This window comes from Variovorax davisae (assembly GCF_030316845.1).
Taxonomy (GTDB): domain Bacteria; phylum Pseudomonadota; class Gammaproteobacteria; order Burkholderiales; family Burkholderiaceae_C; genus Variovorax; species Variovorax davisae.
In genome coordinates this window covers 85,360-102,464 of record NZ_JASZYS010000016.1, presented here as the reverse complement: position 1 = coordinate 102,464, position 17,105 = coordinate 85,360, and the positions used below count along the sequence as shown (strand labels likewise).

Here is a 17,105-nt window from a genome sequence, read left to right as displayed (position 1 = left end):
GCAGGAAGAGGTCAGAGCCGCTCCGACGCGGCGGCCAGCCAGGCCCGCACGGCGGGGCTGGCGCTCAGGCCGGCCGCACGGGCATAGGCCAGGCGGGCCTCGGCGGCCTGGCCGTCGCGGCCCAGCAGGTGGGCGCGCGCGGCCCAGAAGGGCTGGTAGCTCGCCACCTCGGCGGCCGCCATGGCATCGAGTTCGCGCAGGCCTGCGGCCGGACCCCGGGCCTCGGCCACCGCGCAGGCCCGGCTGACCCGGGCGCCGGTGTTGGGGCGCAGGGCGAGCAGGCCGTCGTAGAGCGCCACCAGGGCGTCGGCAGGGACCTGCGCACCGAGGCGGCGTGCGCAGTGGGCCGACTGGATCGCGGCCTCGATCTGGTAAGGGCCGAAGGCGCCGAGGGCAGCGGCCTGCCGCAGCGCCTGCTCGGCCTGGTCGCGCAGCGGCAGGTTCCAGCGCGCGATGTCCTGCGCGTCCAGCGGCACGTAGTCGCCGCCGGCGCTGCGCCGGGCGGCGGCGCGACTTTCGCAGAACAGCATCAGGGCCAGCAGGCCCAGCGGTTCGGCCTCGGCCGGCATCAGGCCGCAGAGGATGCGGCCCAGCTCGACCGCCTCGGCCGTGAGGCCGCGCTGCGACGCGTCGGCGCCGTCGACGTCGTCCCAGCCGGTGCCGTAGGCCGCGTAGATGCCGTCGAGCACGTCCTGCAGGCGCTGCGGCAGGTCAGGGGCGCGCGGGAATTCGAAGGGGATGCCGGCCGCCCGGATGCGCGCCTTGGCCCGCACCAGGCGCTGGCCCAGCGTCGCCGGCGCGCTGAGGAAGGCGCCCGCCATGCGGGCGGCGTCGAGCCCGAGCACGGTCTGCAGCATCAGCGGCGCCCGGGCCGCGGCATCGATGGCCGGATGGGCGCAGACGAAGAACAGGCGCAGCCGTTCGTCGGGCACCGCGCCGCCGGCGGCCGGATCGTCGCCGACCTCGTCGGCCAGCAGCAGCAGGGTCTGCGCGGCCTCGTCCTGCACCCGGCTGTGGCGCCAGGCGTCGAGCGTGCGGTTGCGCGCCACCTGCAGCAGCCAGGCCTCCGGCTGCGCCGGCACGCCGTCCGCCGGCCAGCGTTCGAGCGCCCGCGCGAAGGCATCGGCGAGCGCGTCTTCCGACGCCGCGATGTCGCGGGTGCGCGCCGACAGGATGGCGACCAGCCGGCCGTAGGACCGGCGGGCCGCCCCTTCGGCGGCCGCGCGGGCCGCGTGCAGGGGGTCGTCCGTCACATCGTCGGGGCCGTGAACACCGGGCGCACCTCGACGCCACCGGTGCTCGCGCAGGGCGCACGCGCGGCCCATTCGAGGGCGGCGTCGAGGTCGGCGACATCGATCACGAAGTAGCCGCCGAGCTGCTCCTTGCTGTCAGCGAAGGGGCCGTCCTGCACCTGGCGCTTGTCGCCGCGCACCCGCAGCGTGGTGCCGGTCAGCGGCGGCTGCAGGCCGTGGCCGTTCTGCACCACGCCGGCCTGGCGGATCGCGCCCACGTAGTCCATCCAGCCGGCGCGGTAGGCCTGGGCCGCCGCCTCGTCGCGCTGGTCGAACTCGGACTGGGGTTGGTAGAACATCAGCATGTATTGCATGGGACCTCCGGGAAAGACACACGAGCAGGATCGCTCACTGCCATGACGGCGCAGCCGGGCGTGTTTCGACAGTGTGCGGCCGCCGGCGCGTTTTTTTTCCGGCGCCGCCGCAGTAAGCTCGGCGCCATGCACTCACTCCCGACCTACGACGACGTGATCGCCGCGGCCGCGCGGCTCGAAGGCCAGGCGCACCGCACCCCGGTGCTGCGCTCCTCCACCGCCGACGCGCGCTGGGGCGCCCGGTTCTTCTTCAAGTGCGAGAACTTCCAGCGCATGGGCGCCTTCAAGTTTCGCGGCGCCTTCAATGCGCTGTCGAAGTTCGACGCGACGCAGCGCAAGGCCGGCGCGATCGCCTTTTCCTCCGGCAACCACGCGCAGGCGGTGGCGCTGTCGGCCCGCCTGCTCGGCATGCCGGCGGTGATCGTGATGCCGAACGACGCACCGGCCGCCAAGCTCGCCGCCACCCGCGGGTACGGCGCCGAGGTGGTGCAGTACGACCGCTTCACCGAAGACCGCGAGGCCCTGACCCGCCGGCTGGCCGAGGAGCGCGGCATGACGCTGATCCCGCCCTACGACCACCCCGACGTGATCGCCGGCCAGGGCACGGCGGCCAAGGAGCTGATCGAGGAGGTCGGTGCGCTCGATGCGCTCTACGTCTGCCTGGGCGGCGGCGGCCTGACCAGCGGCTCGGCGCTGTCGGCGCGCGCGCTGGCCCCCGGCTGCAAGGTCTACGGCGTCGAGCCCGAGGCCGGCAACGATGGCCAGCAGTCGCTGCGGGCCGGCCGCATCGTCCACATCGAGACCCCGAAGACCATCGCCGACGGCGCCCAGACCCAGCATCTGGGCGAGTACACCTTCGGCATCATCCGGCGCGACGTCACGGACATCTTCACGGTCAGCGATGCGCAGCTGGTGGACGGCATGCGCTTCTTCGCCGAGCGCATGAAGATGGTGGTGGAGCCGACCGGCTGCCTGGCCTTCGCGGCCGCCTGCGCCGCGGGCGAGGCGATCCGCGGGCAGCGGGTCGGCGTGATCGTGAGCGGCGGCAATGTCGATCTGGGCCGCTACGCGGCGCTGCTCGCCGGTAGCTAGATCCGGATCCCTTCCGCACTCAGATGCAGCACCCGGTCGGCGCGCGCGGCCGCGGTCTCGGAGTGGGTCACCAGCACCAGCGACGCGCCCTGGGCGCGCGTCTGGGCCAGCAGCACGTCCATCACCCGCGCCGCGGTGCCCGGGTCGAGGTTGCCGGTGGGCTCGTCGGCCAGCAGCAGCGCGGGCGCATGGATCAGGGCGCGGGCGATCGCGACCCGCTGCAGCTGGCCGCCGCTCAGTTGCTGCGGCAGGCGCGGGCCGAGGCCGGCGAGGCCGACGGCGTCGAGCATGGCGGCCACGCGCGGCGGGTCGGTGCGCCCCAGCAGCATCAGCGGCAGCGCGACGTTCTGCGCCACGTCCAGGTGCGGCAGCACATGGAAGGCCTGAAACACGAAGCCGACATGCCGGCGCCGCCAGAGCGCGCGCGCGTCGGCGTCGAGCGTGCCGATGTCGGTGCCGTCGTGCACCACGCGGCCCGCGTCCCAGCTGTCGAGGCCGGCCATGCAGTTGAGCAGGGTGGATTTGCCGACGCCCGATTCGCCGACGATCGCCACGAACTCGCCGTCGGCGACCTCGAGCGTGACGTGCTCGAACACCGGCGTCTCTGCATAGCGCTTGCCCAGGTCGGTGATGCGCAGCGTCATGCGATCTCGAGCACGTGGCGGACCACCTGCGTGATCGCGTCCGGCGCCTCGGCGGCGATGACATGGCGCCCGGGCATGCTGCGCAGCCAGGTCATCTGGCGCTTGGCGAGCTGGCGCGTGGCGGCGATGCCGCGCTCGCGCAGCTCGGTGATCGGCCAGGCGCCGTCGAGCGCCTCCCAGGTCTGGCGGTAGCCCACGCAGCGCATCGACGGCAGGTCGGCCACCAGGTCGCCGCGCGCGCGCAGCGCCTGCACCTCGGCGATGAAGCCGTCGGAGAGCATGGCGTCGAAGCGGGCTTCGATGCGCGCATGCAGCCAGGTGCGCTCGGTGGGCTCGAGCGAGAACAGGGCGGCGGCCGGCGTTCCGCCGCCGGACTGCGCCGCGGCGTGGAAGCTCGACAGCGCCCGGCCGCTGGCATGCCAGACCTCGAGCGCGCGCTGGATGCGCTGGCTGTCGTTGGGCGCCAGCCGCGCTGCCGTGACCGCGTCGACCTCGGCCAGCCGGGCGTGCATCGCGGGCCAGCCGAGCGCTGCGGCATCGGCCTCGAGCTGCCGGCGCAGCGCCGGGTCGGCCGCGGGCATGGCGTCGATGCCGTCGGCCAGCGCCTTGAAGTACAGCATGGTGCCGCCGACCAGCAGCGCCAGCTTGCCGCGCGCCGAGATCTCGCCGATCAGCCGCCGGGCGTCGGCGACGAAGGCGGCCGCGCTGTAGGCCTCGCGCGGGTCGCGGATGTCGATCAGGTGGTGCGGCACCTCGGCCCGCTCGGCCGCGCTGGGCTTGGCGGTGCCGATGTCCATGCCGCGATAGACCAGCGCCGAGTCGACGCTGACGATCTCGACCGGCCGTCGGCGCGCGATCGCCAGGGCGGCCGCCGTCTTGCCGGCGGCGGTCGGTCCGGCGAGCGCCACGTAGCGCAATGGGTCCGTGTCGGGCGGCGCGGTGCGGGAGAGGGCCGTGGCGGCAGGAGGCGGCATGCGCCCGAGGTTAACAAACGCGCCGCACCGAGGCGCCGAGGCGGCTCAGATGGCCGGCGTGGGCAGGTGCGGGCGCAGCGCGGTGGTCGCCTCGGGCGTTGGGGCCGGCAGTGCCGCGGGCGGCACCAGCGGCTCGCCACCCTGCACGGCCGTCTCGGTCGGCGGCTCCTTCATGCGAAAGAGCTGCGACAGCGCCGCGCGGTACTGCGCCTGGCCGATCGAGTTGGCGTTGTGGTGCGAGCCGCCCTCGACCAGCACGAACATCTTGGGCACGGTCGCGGCGTCGTAGAGCTTGCGGCCCAGGGTCGGGTTGATCAGGCTGTCGGCCGCGCCGTGCACGACCAGCAGCGGGGCGCCGATGTCCTTGACCTTGCTGATGGCCTCGAAGCGCTGGGTGATGAAGGGCCTGACCGGCAGCCAGCCCCATTTGAAGCTGCTGGCCACGTCGGCGATCGAGGTGAAGGTGCTTTCGACGATGGTGCCGTTCTCGTCGTTGACGCGCGACGCCAGGTCGATGCCGATGGCGCCGCCGAGCGAGTGGCCGAAGATGTAGCGCGGCTGCTTCGGATGGCGGGCGGCGAGCCAGGTCCATGCCGCCAGCGCATCTTCGCGCGCCGAGTCTTCCGAGGGCAGGCCGGCCGAACTCTTGCCGAAACCGCGGTAGTCGATGGCCAGCACCGAGAAGCCCAGTTCGTGCATGCGGCGCATCCGGGGCGCCGAGCCGGCGACGTTGTAGCGGGCGCCGTGCAGGTAGAGCAGCACCGGCGTGTCGGCCGATTCCGGCGCCCCGCCCAGCCACAGGCCGTGCAGGCGGGCGGACTCGCCGGTCAAAGAGGACTTGAAATCGATCCAGACGTCGTCCATGCCCTGGCTCATGGCTTCCGAATTGCCCCAGCTGCGGTCGCTGGGCTGGAAGATCCACTCGCGCTGGCGCTCGTCGAGGGTCGAACAGCCGCCGGCCAGCAGGGCGACCAGGGCGGTGGTGGAGGCGAACAGTGACCAGGATTTCATGGAAGGCTGAAGGACAGGCGGCGAGCCCGAAAGTTCAACAACAGACCCCATGCAACGGTCGTGCCGACCGCTCCGATGACCCGGTAAACCCTAGTATTTGTAACGCTTTTGGCTGCTTTCCAGCCTGAATCCGCGAAATGTAAGCGAAGGAAAGGCTGCTCTCAGCGCCCGCGCAGGAAGAGCGCATCGAGCTCGCGCACCGACAGCTGGCGCCAGGTCGGCCGGCCGTGGTTGCACTGGTCGGAGCGCTCGGTGGCTTCCATCTGGCGCAGCAGCGCGTTCATTTCGTCGAGCGTCAGCTTGCGGTTGGCGCGCACCGCGCCGTGGCAGGCCATGGTGGACAGCAGCTCGTTCTGGGCCCGCTGGACCACGGTGCTGGCGTCGTGGAGCGCCAGTTCGGCCAGCACGCTGCGTGCCAGCTCCACCGGGTCGCCGTCGGCCAGGGTGCCGGGCACGGCACGCACCGCCAGGGTGCGCGGCGAGAACGGCGTGATCTCGAGGCCGAGTGCGGGCAGCACCGTCGCGCAGGCCTCCGCGGTCGCCACTTCCTGGGGGGTGGCGGCGAACGTGGCGGGGATGAGCAGCGGCTGGCTGCCGATGGCCGCGCCGTCGAGCTGGGTTTTCAGGCGCTCGTACACGATGCGCTCGTGGGCGGCGTGCATGTCGACGATGACCAGCCCTTGGCTGTTCTCGGCCAGGATGTAGATGCCCTGCAGCTGGGCCAGGGCGCGGCCCAGGGGCCAGGCTTCGGCTTCGGCGGCGGGTTCGGGCCGAGGCGGGGTCGTTGCAGGCGCCACCGAAGCGTCCGCCACGCGCTCCGAGGCGACGACGGGCGGCGAGAACGCGGCCGGCGCATCGCGCCGTTCGGCCGGCCACATCGCCGCCGCGTCGCCCAGCCCGCGTTCGGCACCGAACTGCATGCCGGGCTGCGTCCACGACGCCGAGGCGGGCGCCAGCCGGGGCTTGAAGAAAGGTTCGGCCGGCGCCGCCACCGCGTCGCCGGCCCGCGGTGCGGCCAGCGCGTCCTCGATGGCATGGCGCACCGCCTGGTGCACCTCGCGGCCGTCGCGGAAGCGCACCTCGATCTTGGTCGGGTGCACGTTGACGTCGACCCGCGCCGGGTCGATCTCGAGGTAGAGCGCGTAGACCGGCTGGCGCTGGCCGTGCAGCACGTCCTCGTAGGCGCTGCGCACGGCGTGGGCCAGCACCTTGTCACGCACGAAGCGGCCGTTGACATAGAAGAACTGCTGGTCGGCGCGCGAGCGGGCGGCGTCCGGAATGCCGGCGCGGCCGCTGACGCGCACCGGGCCGCCCTCGCGCTCGACCACCACGCTGCGCTTGACGAAGTCGTCGCCGAGCGTGTCGGCCAGGCGCTGGTCGCGCCCGCCGGCGGCGCGCCACTGCTCGACCAGGCGGCCCTCGTGCCAGATCGAGAAGCCGACCTCGGGGCGCGCCAGCGCATGGCGCCGGACCGCCTCGATGCAATGGGCCAGTTCGGTGGCATCGGTCTTCAGGAACTTGCGCCGCGCCGGGGTGGCGAAGAACAGTTCGCGGACCTCGACCGTGGTGCCCGTAGCGCGGGCCACCGGGCGCAGTTCGCCGGTGCGGCCGTCGAGCGCGAAGGCACCGTCGGCGCCGCTGAAGCGCGACAGCACGCTGAGCTCGGCAATGGCGTTGATGGCGGCCAGCGCCTCGCCGCGGAAGCCCATGGTGCCGACGGTCTCGAGGTCGTTCAGGCTGGCGATCTTGCTGGTGGCGTGGCGGCGCAGCGCCAGCGGCAACTCCTCGCGCGGCAGGCCCAGGCCATCGTCCTCCACCGAGATCAGCCGCACCCCGCCGGCCGACAGCCGCAGCGTGATCTGCCGGGCCCCGGCGTCGAGCGCGTTGTCGAGCAGTTCGCGCACCACGGAGGCCGGCCGCTCGACCACTTCGCCGGCCGCGATCTGGCTGATCAGTTCGTCGGGGAGTTCGCGGATCGGCCGCCGCGCGGCGGGGGCGAGGGAAGAGGGGAGGGCACTCACGGGGACATTCTAGAAGGGCCTGCCGCGCCGCACCGGGATAATGCGCGCCATGGAAATCATCAGCTTTCTCATCGACTTCATCCTGCATGTCGACAAACATCTCGAAGCCTTCGTCATCGCCTACGGCACCTGGGTGTACGCGCTGCTGTTCCTGATCGTGTTCGTCGAGACCGGGCTGGTGGTGATGCCCTTCCTGCCCGGCGATTCGCTGCTGTTCATCGTCGGTGCGCTGTGCGGCGCGGGCCTGATGAGCTTCGGGCTGGCGGTGCCGATCCTGCTGGCGGCGGCGATCCTGGGCGACCAGTGCAACTACAGCATCGGGCGCTTCTTCGGGCCCAAGGTGTTCCAGTGGGAGAGCTCGCGCTTCTTCAACCGCCGGGCCTTCGACCAGGCGCACGCCTTCTACGAGCGCTACGGCGGCGTGACCATCATCGCGGCGCGCTTCCTGCCCTTCATCCGCACCTTCGCGCCTTTCGTGGCGGGGGTGGCCGACATGACGCGCACCAAGTTCACGCTGTTCAACGTGGCGGGTGCGCTGCTGTGGGTGGTGGGGCTGTGCACCATCGGCTATTTCTTCGGCAACCTGCCGATCGTCAAGGACAACCTCGAGAAGGTCATCTGGGCGCTGATCTTCGTGCCGGGGCTGATCGCGCTGTTCGGCGCCTGGCGCGCCCGCCGCACTTCGGCCGCCCGCTGACGAGCCGCTACGGTCGCTGGCGCGCCGGCACGCGCGCCGACAGCGGCTGCGGCGCGTAGGCCGCATCGATGCGGCAGCCCTTGCCGAAGCCCGGCTCGAAGGTCTTGCAGCGGGCCTCGATGTCGGCCGGCGTCGGCTTCGTGCCGTGGTCGATCCAGTCGAGCAGCGCAGCGAAGAGCGCCGGGTACTCGGCATCGCCCAGGTAGCTGTGTTCCGATTCGCGGCTGAAGGTCTGCACCAGCAAGCCGGCCGTGCCGGCGCGTTCGCGCACCGTGCGGTAGGCCGATTCGAGTTCCACGAATGCGGTCGGGTCGTCGATCGCATGCAGGCTCAAGGTCGGGATGTCGACGCGGCCGGTCGGGTCACTGTCGGCCGCCAGCCGGGCCACCGCGGCCGGGTCGGCCCGATAGCGCAGCACCGCGGTGTTGAGCAGCGCGTCGTCGCGCGAGCCGCTGTACACGGCGCCGGTGTTGCCGAAGGGATTGCCGCCGCCGAGCCGCTCCTGGACCAGGTCGCGGAACAGGAAGGTCGACCAGTTCATGTTGCCGACCAGCGAGCGCTCCGGAATCTTGACCGTCGAAAGGATCGCCTGCAGGTTGGCACGTTGCTGCGCGCTGCGGTCGGCGGCGGGCTTGCGCACGCCGGTGCAGGCATCGATGCGCCGTGCCAGTTCGGCGCTGTTCAATGTCGAGTCGCGCGGCAGGCCCTGCCAGAGCGGATAGGCGGGCTCGGTCGGCAACGGATGGTTGTTGCAGACGTACTGGTAGACCACGCGCAGGTCGAGCCGGTAGTCGTAGGCCTGGGTACCGCCGCCCAGCACGCCGCTGGTCAGCAGCAGGCCGTCGTAGGGGCCCTTGCCGCCGTCGACCCGGGCATAGAGCTCGGCCGCCTTGGCGGCGACGCCGGCGCCATAGCTCTGGCCGTGCAGCACGGTGCGCCGCGGGGCGCCGAAGTTCTGCACGAACCAGGCGCGCAGGCGCTCCGTGTCCTCGGCCGCCATCGTGACCCCGTAGCCGCCGCGGCGGTAGGTCGAGCCGGCCCAGGCATAGCCGGCCTTGACAGTCACGGCCCAGCGCTGCAAGTCTTCGGTGGCACGCGCCAGCGTCGGTGCGCCGAGCTCGGGGCCGCCGTGCGCGTGCATCACGAGCACGCGGTTCCAGTCGGCGGGAATCGCGACCCAGAACAAGGCGCCGGCGCTGTCCTGTCCGCTGTAGCAGCGCGTGTGGGGCGGCATGCCGGCGGGGCAGGCGGTGCTCGACGGGGCGGCGGCGGTGGCTGCGGCCGGGCTGCCGGTCGTCGATGCGCATGCGCCGAGCAGCAGCGCAGCGGCGACGGTGAACAGGGTCGTCAGTGGTCTCATGCCGCGTTTATACGTGCTGCGGTTTGCGAACAAAAAAAGCGCGCCCGAGGGCGCGCTCCACAATCGACACGATCTGCCCGGCCGGTCAGTAGCTCGGGCCGTTGTTCGGGTAGTAGGTGTTCGACGGGTAGTAGCGGCGCTGGTCGTTGCGTTGGTCGACGCTCTTGCCGACCTGGTTGCCGATCAGCCCGCCGACCGCCGCACCGCCGACCGTCGCGGCCGTGTTGCCGCCGATGGCGTTGCCGATCAGCGCACCGCCAACCGCACCACCCGCGGTGCCGAGGTTTTGGTTGGGGCCGCTGGCACAGCCCGCCAAGGTCATGACGCCGGTGGCCGCTGCGGCCACGATCCAGAGTCTCGTCTTCATGATGTCCACCTTTCAGTGATTGGGTGGATTCATTGTTCGAGGAAACGGCGCCGCGCATGTAGGAGCCGGCCCCGGGGTCTTGCCCGAATCTGCGGTCGCTGCGTGCGCGACAAGCACGCCCTCAGCCGGGCTTGAGGCCGCCCAGGCGTGCGACGATCAGGTCGTGCAAGGCCTGCGCCGCCACCGACAGGCTGCCTTCGCGCCGCCGCACGATGTGGACCGTGCGCTGCAGCGCCGCATGCACCAGCGGCCGCGTGGCCAGGGACTCGCGCCGGAAATGGAACAGCGTCAGGGCCGGCACGGCGCTGATGCCCAGGCCGGCCTCGACCAGCCCCATCACGGTCGCGAGATGCTCGACCTCGAAGGTGGCGTTGAGCCGCAGCGGATGCAGCACCGCGTCGATCGACTGGCGCACGCTGCTGTTGCGCGTCATCTGGATGAAGGGCCAGGGCGCGAGCTTCTTCAGGGTCAGGCGCGGCTCGGTGGCGAGCGGATGGTCGGCGCGGCAGACCAGGTGGAAGCGGTCGCTGCACAGCCGCCGTGCGATCAGGTCGCTGGCCGATGCGGTGCCCGCATCCGATGCCGCGAGCGCGAAATCGACCCGGCCGCCGCGCAACTGCGAGATGCAGGCGTCGGACAGCGCGTCGTCGAGTTCCAGCGTGATGCCGGGCCATTGCTGCTGGAACTCCTTGAAGATCGCCGGCAGCCAGCCGGCCGCGAGCGAGGGCAGGGCCGCCACCCGCACCCGGCCGGTGCGGCGCTCGACGTGGTCGGCCAGGTCGGCCAGTGCGCTGCCCATGTCGTCCAGCAGGCGCCGCGCCGGGCCCTCGAACAGCCGGCCTTCGGGGGTGAGCTGCACGCTGCGCGTGTCGCGATCGAACAGCCGGGTGCCCAGCGCCTCTTCGAGGGTGCGGATCAAGGTGCTGAAGGCGGGCTGCGACAAATGGCTGGCCTGGGCGGCACGGGTGAAGTTGCGCTGGTCGGCGAGGGCCAGGAAGGCGCGCAGCTGGCGGCTGGAGAGGTCCGGGTGTTTCATTTGGATCTTGGATGAATCTATCCGAACTTTCGATTTCACGGATGACATTCGCAGGCCTAGAGTACGCCCATGAACCCCATCGACCACCCCGCGCTCCTGATCGGCTGTGCCGCCGGCTTCTCCGGCGACCGCACCGACGCGGCCGGTCCGGTCGTCGACACGCTGATCGCACGCCTCGCGCAGGGGCCCGCCGGCCAGCGCGCCTTCCTGATCTTCGAGACCCTGGCCGAGCGCACGCTGGCGCTGGCGCAACTGCGCCGCCGCGCCGACCCCGAGGCCGGCTACGAGCCGCTGCTCGACGCCATGCTGCGCCCGGTGCTGGCGCGCTGCCTGGCGCATGGCATCCGCATCGTGAGCAACTTCGGCGCCGCCCATCCACGCGCCGCCGCCCGCCACATCGCGCGGCTGGCGCGCGAGCTCGGCATCGCGCCGCCGAGGATCGCGGTGGTGGCGGGCGACGACCTCTCGGCGCCGGCGCAGCGGGCGCTGCTGCGGCGTGAAATCGGCGAGCGCATGGACGGCATCCGGCTGGTCAGTGCCAACGCCTACATCGGCGCCGAGCCGATCGCCGCCGCGCTCGACGCCGGGGCGCAGGTCGTGGTCTGCGGCCGGGTGGCCGATCCTTCGCTCGCGGTCGGCCCGGCGATGTCCCACTTCGGCTGGCGCAGCGACGAGTGGGACAAGCTCGGCCGGGCCACGATGGCGGGCCACCTGCTCGAATGCGGCGCGCAGGTCTGCGGCGGCTACTTCGCCGATCCGGGCTACAAGGAAGTGCCGGACCTGGCGCAGGTCGGCTTCCCGATCGCCGAGATCGACGCCGACGGCCGCTGCATCATCGGCAAGGCGGACGGCACCGGCGGCCTCGTCACCGAGGCGACCGTGAAGGAGCAACTGCTCTACGAGGTGCACGATCCTGCCGGCTACCTGACACCCGACGTGGTGGCCGACATCGCCGAGGCCGAGGTCGAGGCGCTGGGCCCCGACCGGGTGGCGCTGCGCGGTGTGCGCGGCCATCCGCGGCCGAGCCACTACAAGGTCAATGTCTGCCATGAAGGCGGCTGGCTGGCCGAGGGCGAGATCTCCTATGCCGGCCCGCGCGCCGAGGCGCGCGCCCGGCTGGCGGCCGAGGTGCTGCGGCAGCGGCTCGACGGCTTCGCGCTGCGGGTCGACCTGATCGGCGCGCTCAGCATCCTGGGCGACGATGCCGGCCATGCGCTCGCCGCCACGCCCGACGCGGGCTTGCGCGACATCCGCCTGCGCGTCGCCGCGACCCATGCCGAGCGGGCGCAGGCCGAGCGGCTGGGGCGCGAGGTCATGGCGCTCTACACCTGCGGGCCGGCCGGCGGCGGCGGCGTCCGCACCACGCTCACGCCGCGGCTCAACACGCTCTCGTGCCTGCTGCCGCGCGAGGCGGTGCCGGTGGGTTTCGAAATGATCGAGGAGCCCGCACTGTGAACCATGACATCACCGTCCCGCTCTACCAGGTCGCCCACGGCCGCACCGGCGACAAGGGCGACCGCTCCAACATCAGCGTCATCGCCTGGCACCCCGCGCTCTATCCGCTGCTGGTGGCGCAGCTCACGCCGGAGCGGGTGGCGGCCCGGTTCATCCATCGCGCGCCGAGCCGGGTCCAGCGCTTCCTGCTGCCCAAGCTGCAGGCGATGAACTTCGTGCTCGACGGCGTGCTCGACGGCGGCGTCAACGATGCGCTGAACCTCGACACCCACGGCAAGGCGCTGTCCTTCCTGCTGCTCGACATGCCGATCGAGGTGCCGCCCTCGCTGGCCGGGTTGCTGGCCGGCCCGGCGCCGCCGTGAGCGCCTGACGCATCTTGCTTTCCAACCATTCCAACTTCCCGGAGACAGACAATGAAAAGCCTCAAACCGACCGTGCTTGCGGCCGCTGCCCTGGCCCTTGCGCCCCTGCTGAGCCTGGCCCAGACCTTTCCCGAGAAGGCCATCACCTTCGTCGTTCCGTTCGCGGCCGGCACCGCGACCGACCAGATCGCGCGTGCGCTGGGCAACGGCATCACGGCCGAGACGAAGCAGCCGGTGGTCATCGACAACAAGGCCGGCGCCAGCGGCTTCATCGCTTCGCAGCAGGTCGCCAAGGCCCCGGCCGACGGCTACACCGTGCTGATCACCACCAACACCACGCACGCGGCCAACGAGCACCTGTTCAAGAAGCTGCCCTACGACCCGGTGAAGGACTACGCGCCGGTCGCGGCGCTCGGCAAGGGCGGGCAGATCATGGTGGTCAATCCCTCCTTCCCGGCCAAGACCGTCGCCGAGTTCATCGCGCTGGCGAAGAGGGAGCCGGGCAAGTACAGCTTCGGCAGCGGCAGTTCGTCGAGCCGTATGGCCGGCGAGCTGCTGCAGCAGATGGCCGGCATCCAGCTGCTGCACGTGCCCTACAAGAGCAACACGCTGGCCGTGACCGACCTGCTGGGCGGCCAGATCCACATGATGATCACCGACACCGCCACCGGCCTGCCGCAGGTCAAGGCCGGCAAGCTGCGGGCGCTGGGCGTCTCGGGCGCCAAGCGCTCGCCGCTGGCGCCCGATGTGCCGACCATCGCCGAGGCCGGTGTGAAGGGCTACGAGATGGGGTATTGGTTCGCCGCCTATGCACCGGCGAAGACCCCGCCCGCGGTGGTCAAGCGGCTCAATGAACTGCTGGTGAAGGCAGCCAAGAGCGAGGCCGCGAAGGCCGCGTTCTACGAGCCCACCGGGACCGAGGTCTTCACCAGCTCGCCCGAGGAACTGGCGAAGTTCCAGGCTGCCGAATCGCAGAAGTGGGGCCGCATCGTGAAGGCGGCCGGGATCGAGGCCGAGTAGGCCCCCCGCGCTACAGCTGCCGGCTGCGCGCCAGCGGCGGGTTCTGCGCGAAGTAGCGCTGGATGCCGCGCATCAGCGCATCGGCCAGTTCTTCCTGGTAGGCGGTGCTGCGCAGCTTGGCTTCTTCCTCGGGGTTGCTGATGAAGGCGGTCTCGACCAGCACGCTGGGAATGTCGGGCGCCTTGAGCACCGCGAAGCCGGCCTGCTCGACCTGCCCCTTGTGCAGCCGGGCGCCGATGCCCTTGATCTCGCCGATCATCGCGCCGCCGAGCTTGAGGCTGTCGTTGATCTGCGCCGTGGTGCTCATGTCGAGCAGCGCGCGCTGCACCTGCACCTCGTGGTTGCCGACGTTCACGCCGCCGACCTTGTCGGCCTGGTTCTCCTTGTTGGCGAGCCAGCGCGCGGCGCTGCTCGACGCGCCACCCTGGCTCAGCGCGAACACGCTGGCGCCGCGCGCGTCGGGGGTGGTGAAGGCATCGGCATGGATGCTGACGAACAGGTCGGCCTGCACCCGCCGCGCCTTCTGCACGCGCACGCCCAGCGGCACGAAGAAGTCGGCGTCGCGGGTGAGGAAGGCGCGCATCGGATTGCCGTTGACGCTGCTGGCGTTGATGCGGGCCCGCAGCCGGTGCGCGATCTGCAGCACGATGTCCTTCTCGCGCGTGCCGTTGGAGCCGATGGCGCCGGGGTCTTCGCCGCCGTGGCCCGGATCGAGCGCGACGATGATGATGCGATCGGTCTGGCTCGCGGTCGCGCCCCGGGTCGGCGGCTCAGCCGGCGCCGGCGCGCTGGCCAGGGGCGGCATCGGCATCGGCATCGGGCCGACCGGCGCCGAGGGGCGATTGGCCTGCGAGACCGACACCTGCGGCGGCGCACCCTGCGGCGCAGTGCGCGCGGGCGGCCGTGCGGCCTGCTGGGCCATCAGGTCGCCCAGCGGATCGACCGCGCCCGCGGCGGGCGGCGACGACGAGGCCGTCGCCGCATCGGGGGGCGCTGTCTTGGGCGCCTCGCGCATGCGTTCGGCGATCAGCGACTCGAGCGGGTCGGCGGCCTGCTGCGGATAGAGGTCGAGCACCAGCCGGTCGCGGTAGGCCGCCACCGGCGCCAGCGAGAACACCTGCGGCGCCACCGCCTGCTTGAGGTCGAACACGATGCGCACCACGCCGGGTGCGAACTGGCCGACGCGCAGGCCGTTGATGAAGGGGTCGTCGGGCTTGATCTTGCCGACCAGCTCGCGCAGGGCCGGGTTGAGCTCGATGCCGGTGATGTCGACCGCCAGCCGCGGCGGGCTGCCGACCACCAGCTGCTGCGAGCTGAGCCGGCCGTCGGATTCGATCGTGACGCGGGTGTAGTCGGCCGCCGGCCATACCCGCACCGCCATGATGGTGGCGCCGCGGGCGATCTCGTGCAGGCCCAGCAACAGCGCCACGCTGCCGCCCTGCAGCAGCACGCGCCGCTTCAGTCCGCTCGCCTTCATGCAATGGCTGCGAGCAGGCGCGTGCCTCGCTCGGTGTGGGCGCGCAGGGTCACGGTGCGGGTGTCGTCGGTCATTGCTTCGATTTTAATAGCGAGGTCCGCAAGGGGGATGCGCCCGGCGGCGTTTTCGGGCCATTCGGCCAACTTGAGGCCCGGACCCGCGAAGATGTCGCGGAATCCGGCGTCCTCCCATTCGCGCGGATCGCTGAAGCGATAGAAGTCGAAATGGAAGATGGCGAGGCCATCGGGTGCCTCGTGCGGCTCCACCACCGCGTAGGTCGGGCTCTTGATGCGCCCGGCGATCCCGAGCGCGCGCAGCAGGTGCCGTACGAAGGTGGTCTTGCCGGCGCCGAGGTCGCCCTGCAGCGAGACGAAGGCGTCGCGCAGCGCGGGCGAGCGCGCCAGCGCCAGCGCCAGGGCCTCGGTGTCGGCCTCGGTGCGCCAGGCCTGGGTGGCGCTGTGCGTTTCTACAATCGGCAGGTGATCGGCAGCCATCAAATCGTCAACAGGATTCAGGCCTTGGCCCGGGAGCTCGGATTCTCCCAAATCGGCATCGCCGGTGTCGACCTGTCGAGCGCCGAGGCCGGATTGATGCAATGGCTGGCCGAAGGCTTTCACGGCGACATGCACTACATGGCCGCCCACGGCACGCGCCGCGCGCGGCCGGCCGAGCTGGTGCCGGGCACGGTCTCTGTCATCACGGCGCGCATGGACTACCTGCCGCGCGCCACCCCGGACGACTGGCAGGCGATCGAATTCGCCCGGCTCGCGCGTCCCGCCGAAGGCATCGTCTCGCTCTATGCCCGCGGCCGCGACTACCACAAGGTGCTGCGCGTGCGGCTGGCGAAGCTGGCCGAGCGCATCGCCGACGAGGTCGGGCCCTTCGGCCACCGCGCCTTCACCGATTCGGCGCCGGTGCTGGAGGCCGAGCTGGCCTCGCGCAGCGGCCAGGGCTGGCGCGGCAAGCACACGCTGGTGCTCGACCGCGAGGCCGGCTCGATGTTCTTCCTCGGCGAGATCTACGTCGACATGGCGCTGCCGCCGAGCGAGTCGGTGACGCCGCACTGCGGCAGCTGCAGCGCCTGCATCGACATCTGCCCGACGCGCGCGATCGTCGCGCCGCACCGGCTCGACGCCCGGCGCTGCATCTCCTACCTGACGATCGAGCATGCCGGTGCGATTCCGCTCGAGCTGCGGCCGCTGATCGGCAACCGCATCTACGGCTGCGACGACTGCCAGCTGGCCTGCCCCTGGAACAAGTTCGCCAAGAAGAGCGCCTTGCCCGACTTCGATGCCCGCGACGGCCTCACGGGCCGGCAGCTGGGCGAGCTGTTCGCCTGGACCGAGGCCGACTTCCTGCGCTTCACCGAAGGCAGCCCGATCCGCCGCATCGGCCACGAACGCTGGCTGCGCAACGTGGCGGTGGCGCTCGGCAACGCGCTGCGCGCCGGCGACGCAGGCGCCCGCGCCGCGCTGGCCAGCCGCAGCGACGATGCCAGCGCGCTGGTGCGCGAGCACGTGGCCTGGGCGCTGGCGGTCAGTGCCGGATGATGGCCGAGATCTGGGCCGTGCCGGCGTCCAGCGAGCGCATCGAACTGAGCCGGATCGATGCGTACTTCAGCTGCGGGTTGAGGATCAGCTTGCCGACGAAGTGGCCGTTGAAGCGCGCATCGCGGCAGCCACTCGCCACCACGTCGATCGAGGCATTGGCCGGCGTGATGTAGTCCATGCTCGAGCCGGCCAGGGTGCAAGCCGCGTCGGGCACCGCGCCCCGCACCGCGCCGTCGATCTCGATTTGCAGCGTGCCCGCGAAGACCTCGGGCGATCCCTGGGTGCCGGTGTCCTGCTGCACGACGTAGAACAGGAAGGGCCCGCTCCAGGCGCCCTGGTAGCGGGTGTACTCCTGCGCCTGGACCGCCACCGTCAGCGACGATGCGGCGAGGACGGCCAGGAGCGGGAAGCGCATCGCTGCATCGTAGCGGGT

General features: G+C 71.6%; 18 protein-coding genes. 6 read left to right on the top strand and 12 right to left on the bottom strand.

Annotated elements, in window-relative coordinates:
• Positions 1-11: 11 nt before the first annotated feature.
• Together QTI33_RS29050 and QTI33_RS29045 are read right to left on the bottom strand one after the other, a co-directional pair.
• Complete coding sequence (locus tag QTI33_RS29050; RefSeq protein ID WP_286509942.1) at positions 12-1,253, bottom strand: RNA polymerase sigma factor; 1,242 nt, start codon at positions 1,251-1,253, stop codon at positions 12-14.
• Positions 1,250-1,606, bottom strand: a complete 357-nt coding sequence (locus QTI33_RS29045; RefSeq protein WP_286509940.1) for a YciI family protein — start codon at positions 1,604-1,606, stop codon at positions 1,250-1,252. Before QTI33_RS29045 ends, QTI33_RS29050 begins: the two co-directional genes overlap by 4 nt.
• A gap of 126 nt (positions 1,607-1,732) precedes the next feature.
• Here QTI33_RS29045 and QTI33_RS29040 point away from each other — a divergent pair, with 126 nt between their 5' ends.
• Positions 1,733-2,698, top strand: coding sequence for a threo-3-hydroxy-L-aspartate ammonia-lyase (locus QTI33_RS29040; protein WP_286509938.1), 966 nt, complete (start codon positions 1,733-1,735; stop codon positions 2,696-2,698).
• Here QTI33_RS29040 and QTI33_RS29035 read toward each other — a convergent pair.
• The 4 genes from QTI33_RS29035 to mutL form a co-directional block, all read right to left on the bottom strand.
• On the bottom strand, positions 2,695-3,342 hold the full coding sequence (locus QTI33_RS29035; protein ID WP_286509936.1) for an ABC transporter ATP-binding protein: 648 nt from the start codon (positions 3,340-3,342) through the stop codon (positions 2,695-2,697). The two genes, QTI33_RS29040 and QTI33_RS29035, sit on opposite strands and share 4 nt — an antisense overlap.
• Positions 3,339-4,316, bottom strand: a complete 978-nt coding sequence (miaA, locus tag QTI33_RS29030) for a tRNA (adenosine(37)-N6)-dimethylallyltransferase MiaA (protein WP_286509933.1) — start codon at positions 4,314-4,316, stop codon at positions 3,339-3,341. The genes QTI33_RS29035 and miaA overlap by 4 nt, the downstream gene beginning before the upstream one ends.
• A gap of 45 nt (positions 4,317-4,361) precedes the next feature.
• Positions 4,362-5,327: an alpha/beta hydrolase gene (locus QTI33_RS29025; protein ID WP_286509931.1), complete on the bottom strand. Its 966-nt coding sequence runs from the start codon at positions 5,325-5,327 to the stop codon at positions 4,362-4,364.
• 161 nt (positions 5,328-5,488) lie between these two features.
• The gene (mutL, locus tag QTI33_RS29020; RefSeq protein WP_286509930.1) at positions 5,489-7,348 is read right to left on the bottom strand and encodes a DNA mismatch repair endonuclease MutL; all 1,860 of its coding nucleotides are present in this window, start codon (positions 7,346-7,348) and stop codon (positions 5,489-5,491) included.
• Positions 7,349-7,397: 49 nt separating this feature from the next.
• On the opposite strand from mutL, the gene QTI33_RS29015 reads away from it, so the two are divergent.
• Complete coding sequence (locus tag QTI33_RS29015) at positions 7,398-8,045, top strand: DedA family protein (protein ID WP_286509928.1); 648 nt, start codon at positions 7,398-7,400, stop codon at positions 8,043-8,045.
• Between the two features lie 7 nt (positions 8,046-8,052).
• Here QTI33_RS29015 and QTI33_RS29010 read toward each other — a convergent pair whose 3' ends face one another.
• The 3 genes from QTI33_RS29010 to QTI33_RS29000 form a co-directional block, all read right to left on the bottom strand.
• Positions 8,053-9,405, bottom strand: a complete 1,353-nt coding sequence (locus QTI33_RS29010; protein WP_286509926.1) for an alpha/beta hydrolase family protein — start codon at positions 9,403-9,405, stop codon at positions 8,053-8,055.
• Between the two features lie 85 nt (positions 9,406-9,490).
• On the bottom strand, positions 9,491-9,772 hold the full coding sequence (locus tag QTI33_RS29005) for a YMGG-like glycine zipper-containing protein (RefSeq protein WP_286509924.1): 282 nt from the start codon (positions 9,770-9,772) through the stop codon (positions 9,491-9,493).
• A gap of 121 nt (positions 9,773-9,893) precedes the next feature.
• Entirely contained in the window at positions 9,894-10,808 is a 915-nt protein-coding gene (locus QTI33_RS29000; RefSeq protein ID WP_286509923.1) for a LysR family transcriptional regulator, read from the bottom strand.
• A 69-nt stretch (positions 10,809-10,877) separates the two neighbouring features.
• Between QTI33_RS29000 and QTI33_RS28995 the strand changes: the two genes are divergently transcribed.
• The 3 genes from QTI33_RS28995 to QTI33_RS28985 are packed head-to-tail and all read left to right on the top strand — an operon-like array spanning position 10,878 to position 13,645.
• The gene (locus QTI33_RS28995) at positions 10,878-12,263 is read left to right on the top strand and encodes an acyclic terpene utilization AtuA family protein (RefSeq protein WP_286509919.1); all 1,386 of its coding nucleotides are present in this window, start codon (positions 10,878-10,880) and stop codon (positions 12,261-12,263) included.
• Positions 12,260-12,625: an AtuA-related protein gene (locus tag QTI33_RS28990; protein WP_286509917.1), complete on the top strand. Its 366-nt coding sequence runs from the start codon at positions 12,260-12,262 to the stop codon at positions 12,623-12,625. Before QTI33_RS28995 ends, QTI33_RS28990 begins: the two co-directional genes overlap by 4 nt.
• Before the next feature lie 51 nt (positions 12,626-12,676).
• Positions 12,677-13,645 carry a Bug family tripartite tricarboxylate transporter substrate binding protein gene (locus QTI33_RS28985; protein ID WP_286509916.1) on the top strand — a complete coding sequence of 323 codons (969 nt, stop codon included), beginning with the start codon at positions 12,677-12,679 and terminating at the stop codon, positions 13,643-13,645.
• 10 nt (positions 13,646-13,655) lie between these two features.
• Here the strand turns inward: QTI33_RS28985 and QTI33_RS28980 are convergent, their stop codons facing one another.
• Positions 13,656-15,122, bottom strand: a complete 1,467-nt coding sequence (locus QTI33_RS28980) for an N-acetylmuramoyl-L-alanine amidase (protein WP_286509915.1) — start codon at positions 15,120-15,122, stop codon at positions 13,656-13,658.
• The gene (tsaE, locus tag QTI33_RS28975) at positions 15,119-15,616 is read right to left on the bottom strand and encodes a tRNA (adenosine(37)-N6)-threonylcarbamoyltransferase complex ATPase subunit type 1 TsaE (protein ID WP_286509913.1); all 498 of its coding nucleotides are present in this window, start codon (positions 15,614-15,616) and stop codon (positions 15,119-15,121) included. Before tsaE ends, QTI33_RS28980 begins: the two co-directional genes overlap by 4 nt.
• Here tsaE and queG point away from each other — a divergent pair.
• Positions 15,602-16,672, top strand: a complete 1,071-nt coding sequence (queG, locus tag QTI33_RS28970; RefSeq protein ID WP_286509911.1) for a tRNA epoxyqueuosine(34) reductase QueG — start codon at positions 15,602-15,604, stop codon at positions 16,670-16,672. The genes tsaE and queG overlap by 15 nt on opposite strands.
• On the opposite strand, the gene QTI33_RS28965 is transcribed toward queG, so the two are convergent.
• The gene (locus QTI33_RS28965) at positions 16,659-17,087 is read right to left on the bottom strand and encodes a hypothetical protein (RefSeq protein ID WP_286509909.1); all 429 of its coding nucleotides are present in this window, start codon (positions 17,085-17,087) and stop codon (positions 16,659-16,661) included. The genes queG and QTI33_RS28965 overlap by 14 nt on opposite strands.
• Positions 17,088-17,105: the final 18 nt, after the last annotated feature.

Excerpts from the sequence above, each read along its gene's own strand:
- QTI33_RS29040 (WP_286509938.1), top strand. The coding sequence starts at position 1,733 with ATGCACTCACTCCCGACCTACGACGACGTGATCGCCGCGGCCGCGCGG.
- QTI33_RS29015 (WP_286509928.1), top strand. The coding sequence starts at position 7,398 with ATGGAAATCATCAGCTTTCTCATCGACTTCATCCTGCATGTCGACAAA.
- QTI33_RS28980 (WP_286509915.1), bottom strand. The coding sequence starts at position 15,122 with ATGAAGGCGAGCGGACTGAAGCGGCGCGTGCTGCTGCAGGGCGGCAGC.
- QTI33_RS28995 (WP_286509919.1), top strand. The coding sequence starts at position 10,878 with ATGAACCCCATCGACCACCCCGCGCTCCTGATCGGCTGTGCCGCCGGC.
- miaA (WP_286509933.1), bottom strand. The coding sequence starts at position 4,316 with ATGCCGCCTCCTGCCGCCACGGCCCTCTCCCGCACCGCGCCGCCCGAC.
- QTI33_RS28985 (WP_286509916.1), top strand. The coding sequence starts at position 12,677 with ATGAAAAGCCTCAAACCGACCGTGCTTGCGGCCGCTGCCCTGGCCCTT.
- tsaE (WP_286509913.1), bottom strand. The coding sequence starts at position 15,616 with ATGGCTGCCGATCACCTGCCGATTGTAGAAACGCACAGCGCCACCCAG.
- QTI33_RS29010 (WP_286509926.1), bottom strand. The coding sequence starts at position 9,405 with ATGAGACCACTGACGACCCTGTTCACCGTCGCCGCTGCGCTGCTGCTC.
- QTI33_RS28965 (WP_286509909.1), bottom strand. The coding sequence starts at position 17,087 with ATGCGCTTCCCGCTCCTGGCCGTCCTCGCCGCATCGTCGCTGACGGTG.
- QTI33_RS29005 (WP_286509924.1), bottom strand. The coding sequence starts at position 9,772 with ATGAAGACGAGACTCTGGATCGTGGCCGCAGCGGCCACCGGCGTCATG.
- QTI33_RS29000 (WP_286509923.1), bottom strand. The coding sequence starts at position 10,808 with ATGAAACACCCGGACCTCTCCAGCCGCCAGCTGCGCGCCTTCCTGGCC.
- QTI33_RS29025 (WP_286509931.1), bottom strand. The coding sequence starts at position 5,327 with ATGAAATCCTGGTCACTGTTCGCCTCCACCACCGCCCTGGTCGCCCTG.
- QTI33_RS29035 (WP_286509936.1), bottom strand. The coding sequence starts at position 3,342 with ATGACGCTGCGCATCACCGACCTGGGCAAGCGCTATGCAGAGACGCCG.
- QTI33_RS29045 (WP_286509940.1), bottom strand. The coding sequence starts at position 1,606 with ATGCAATACATGCTGATGTTCTACCAACCCCAGTCCGAGTTCGACCAG.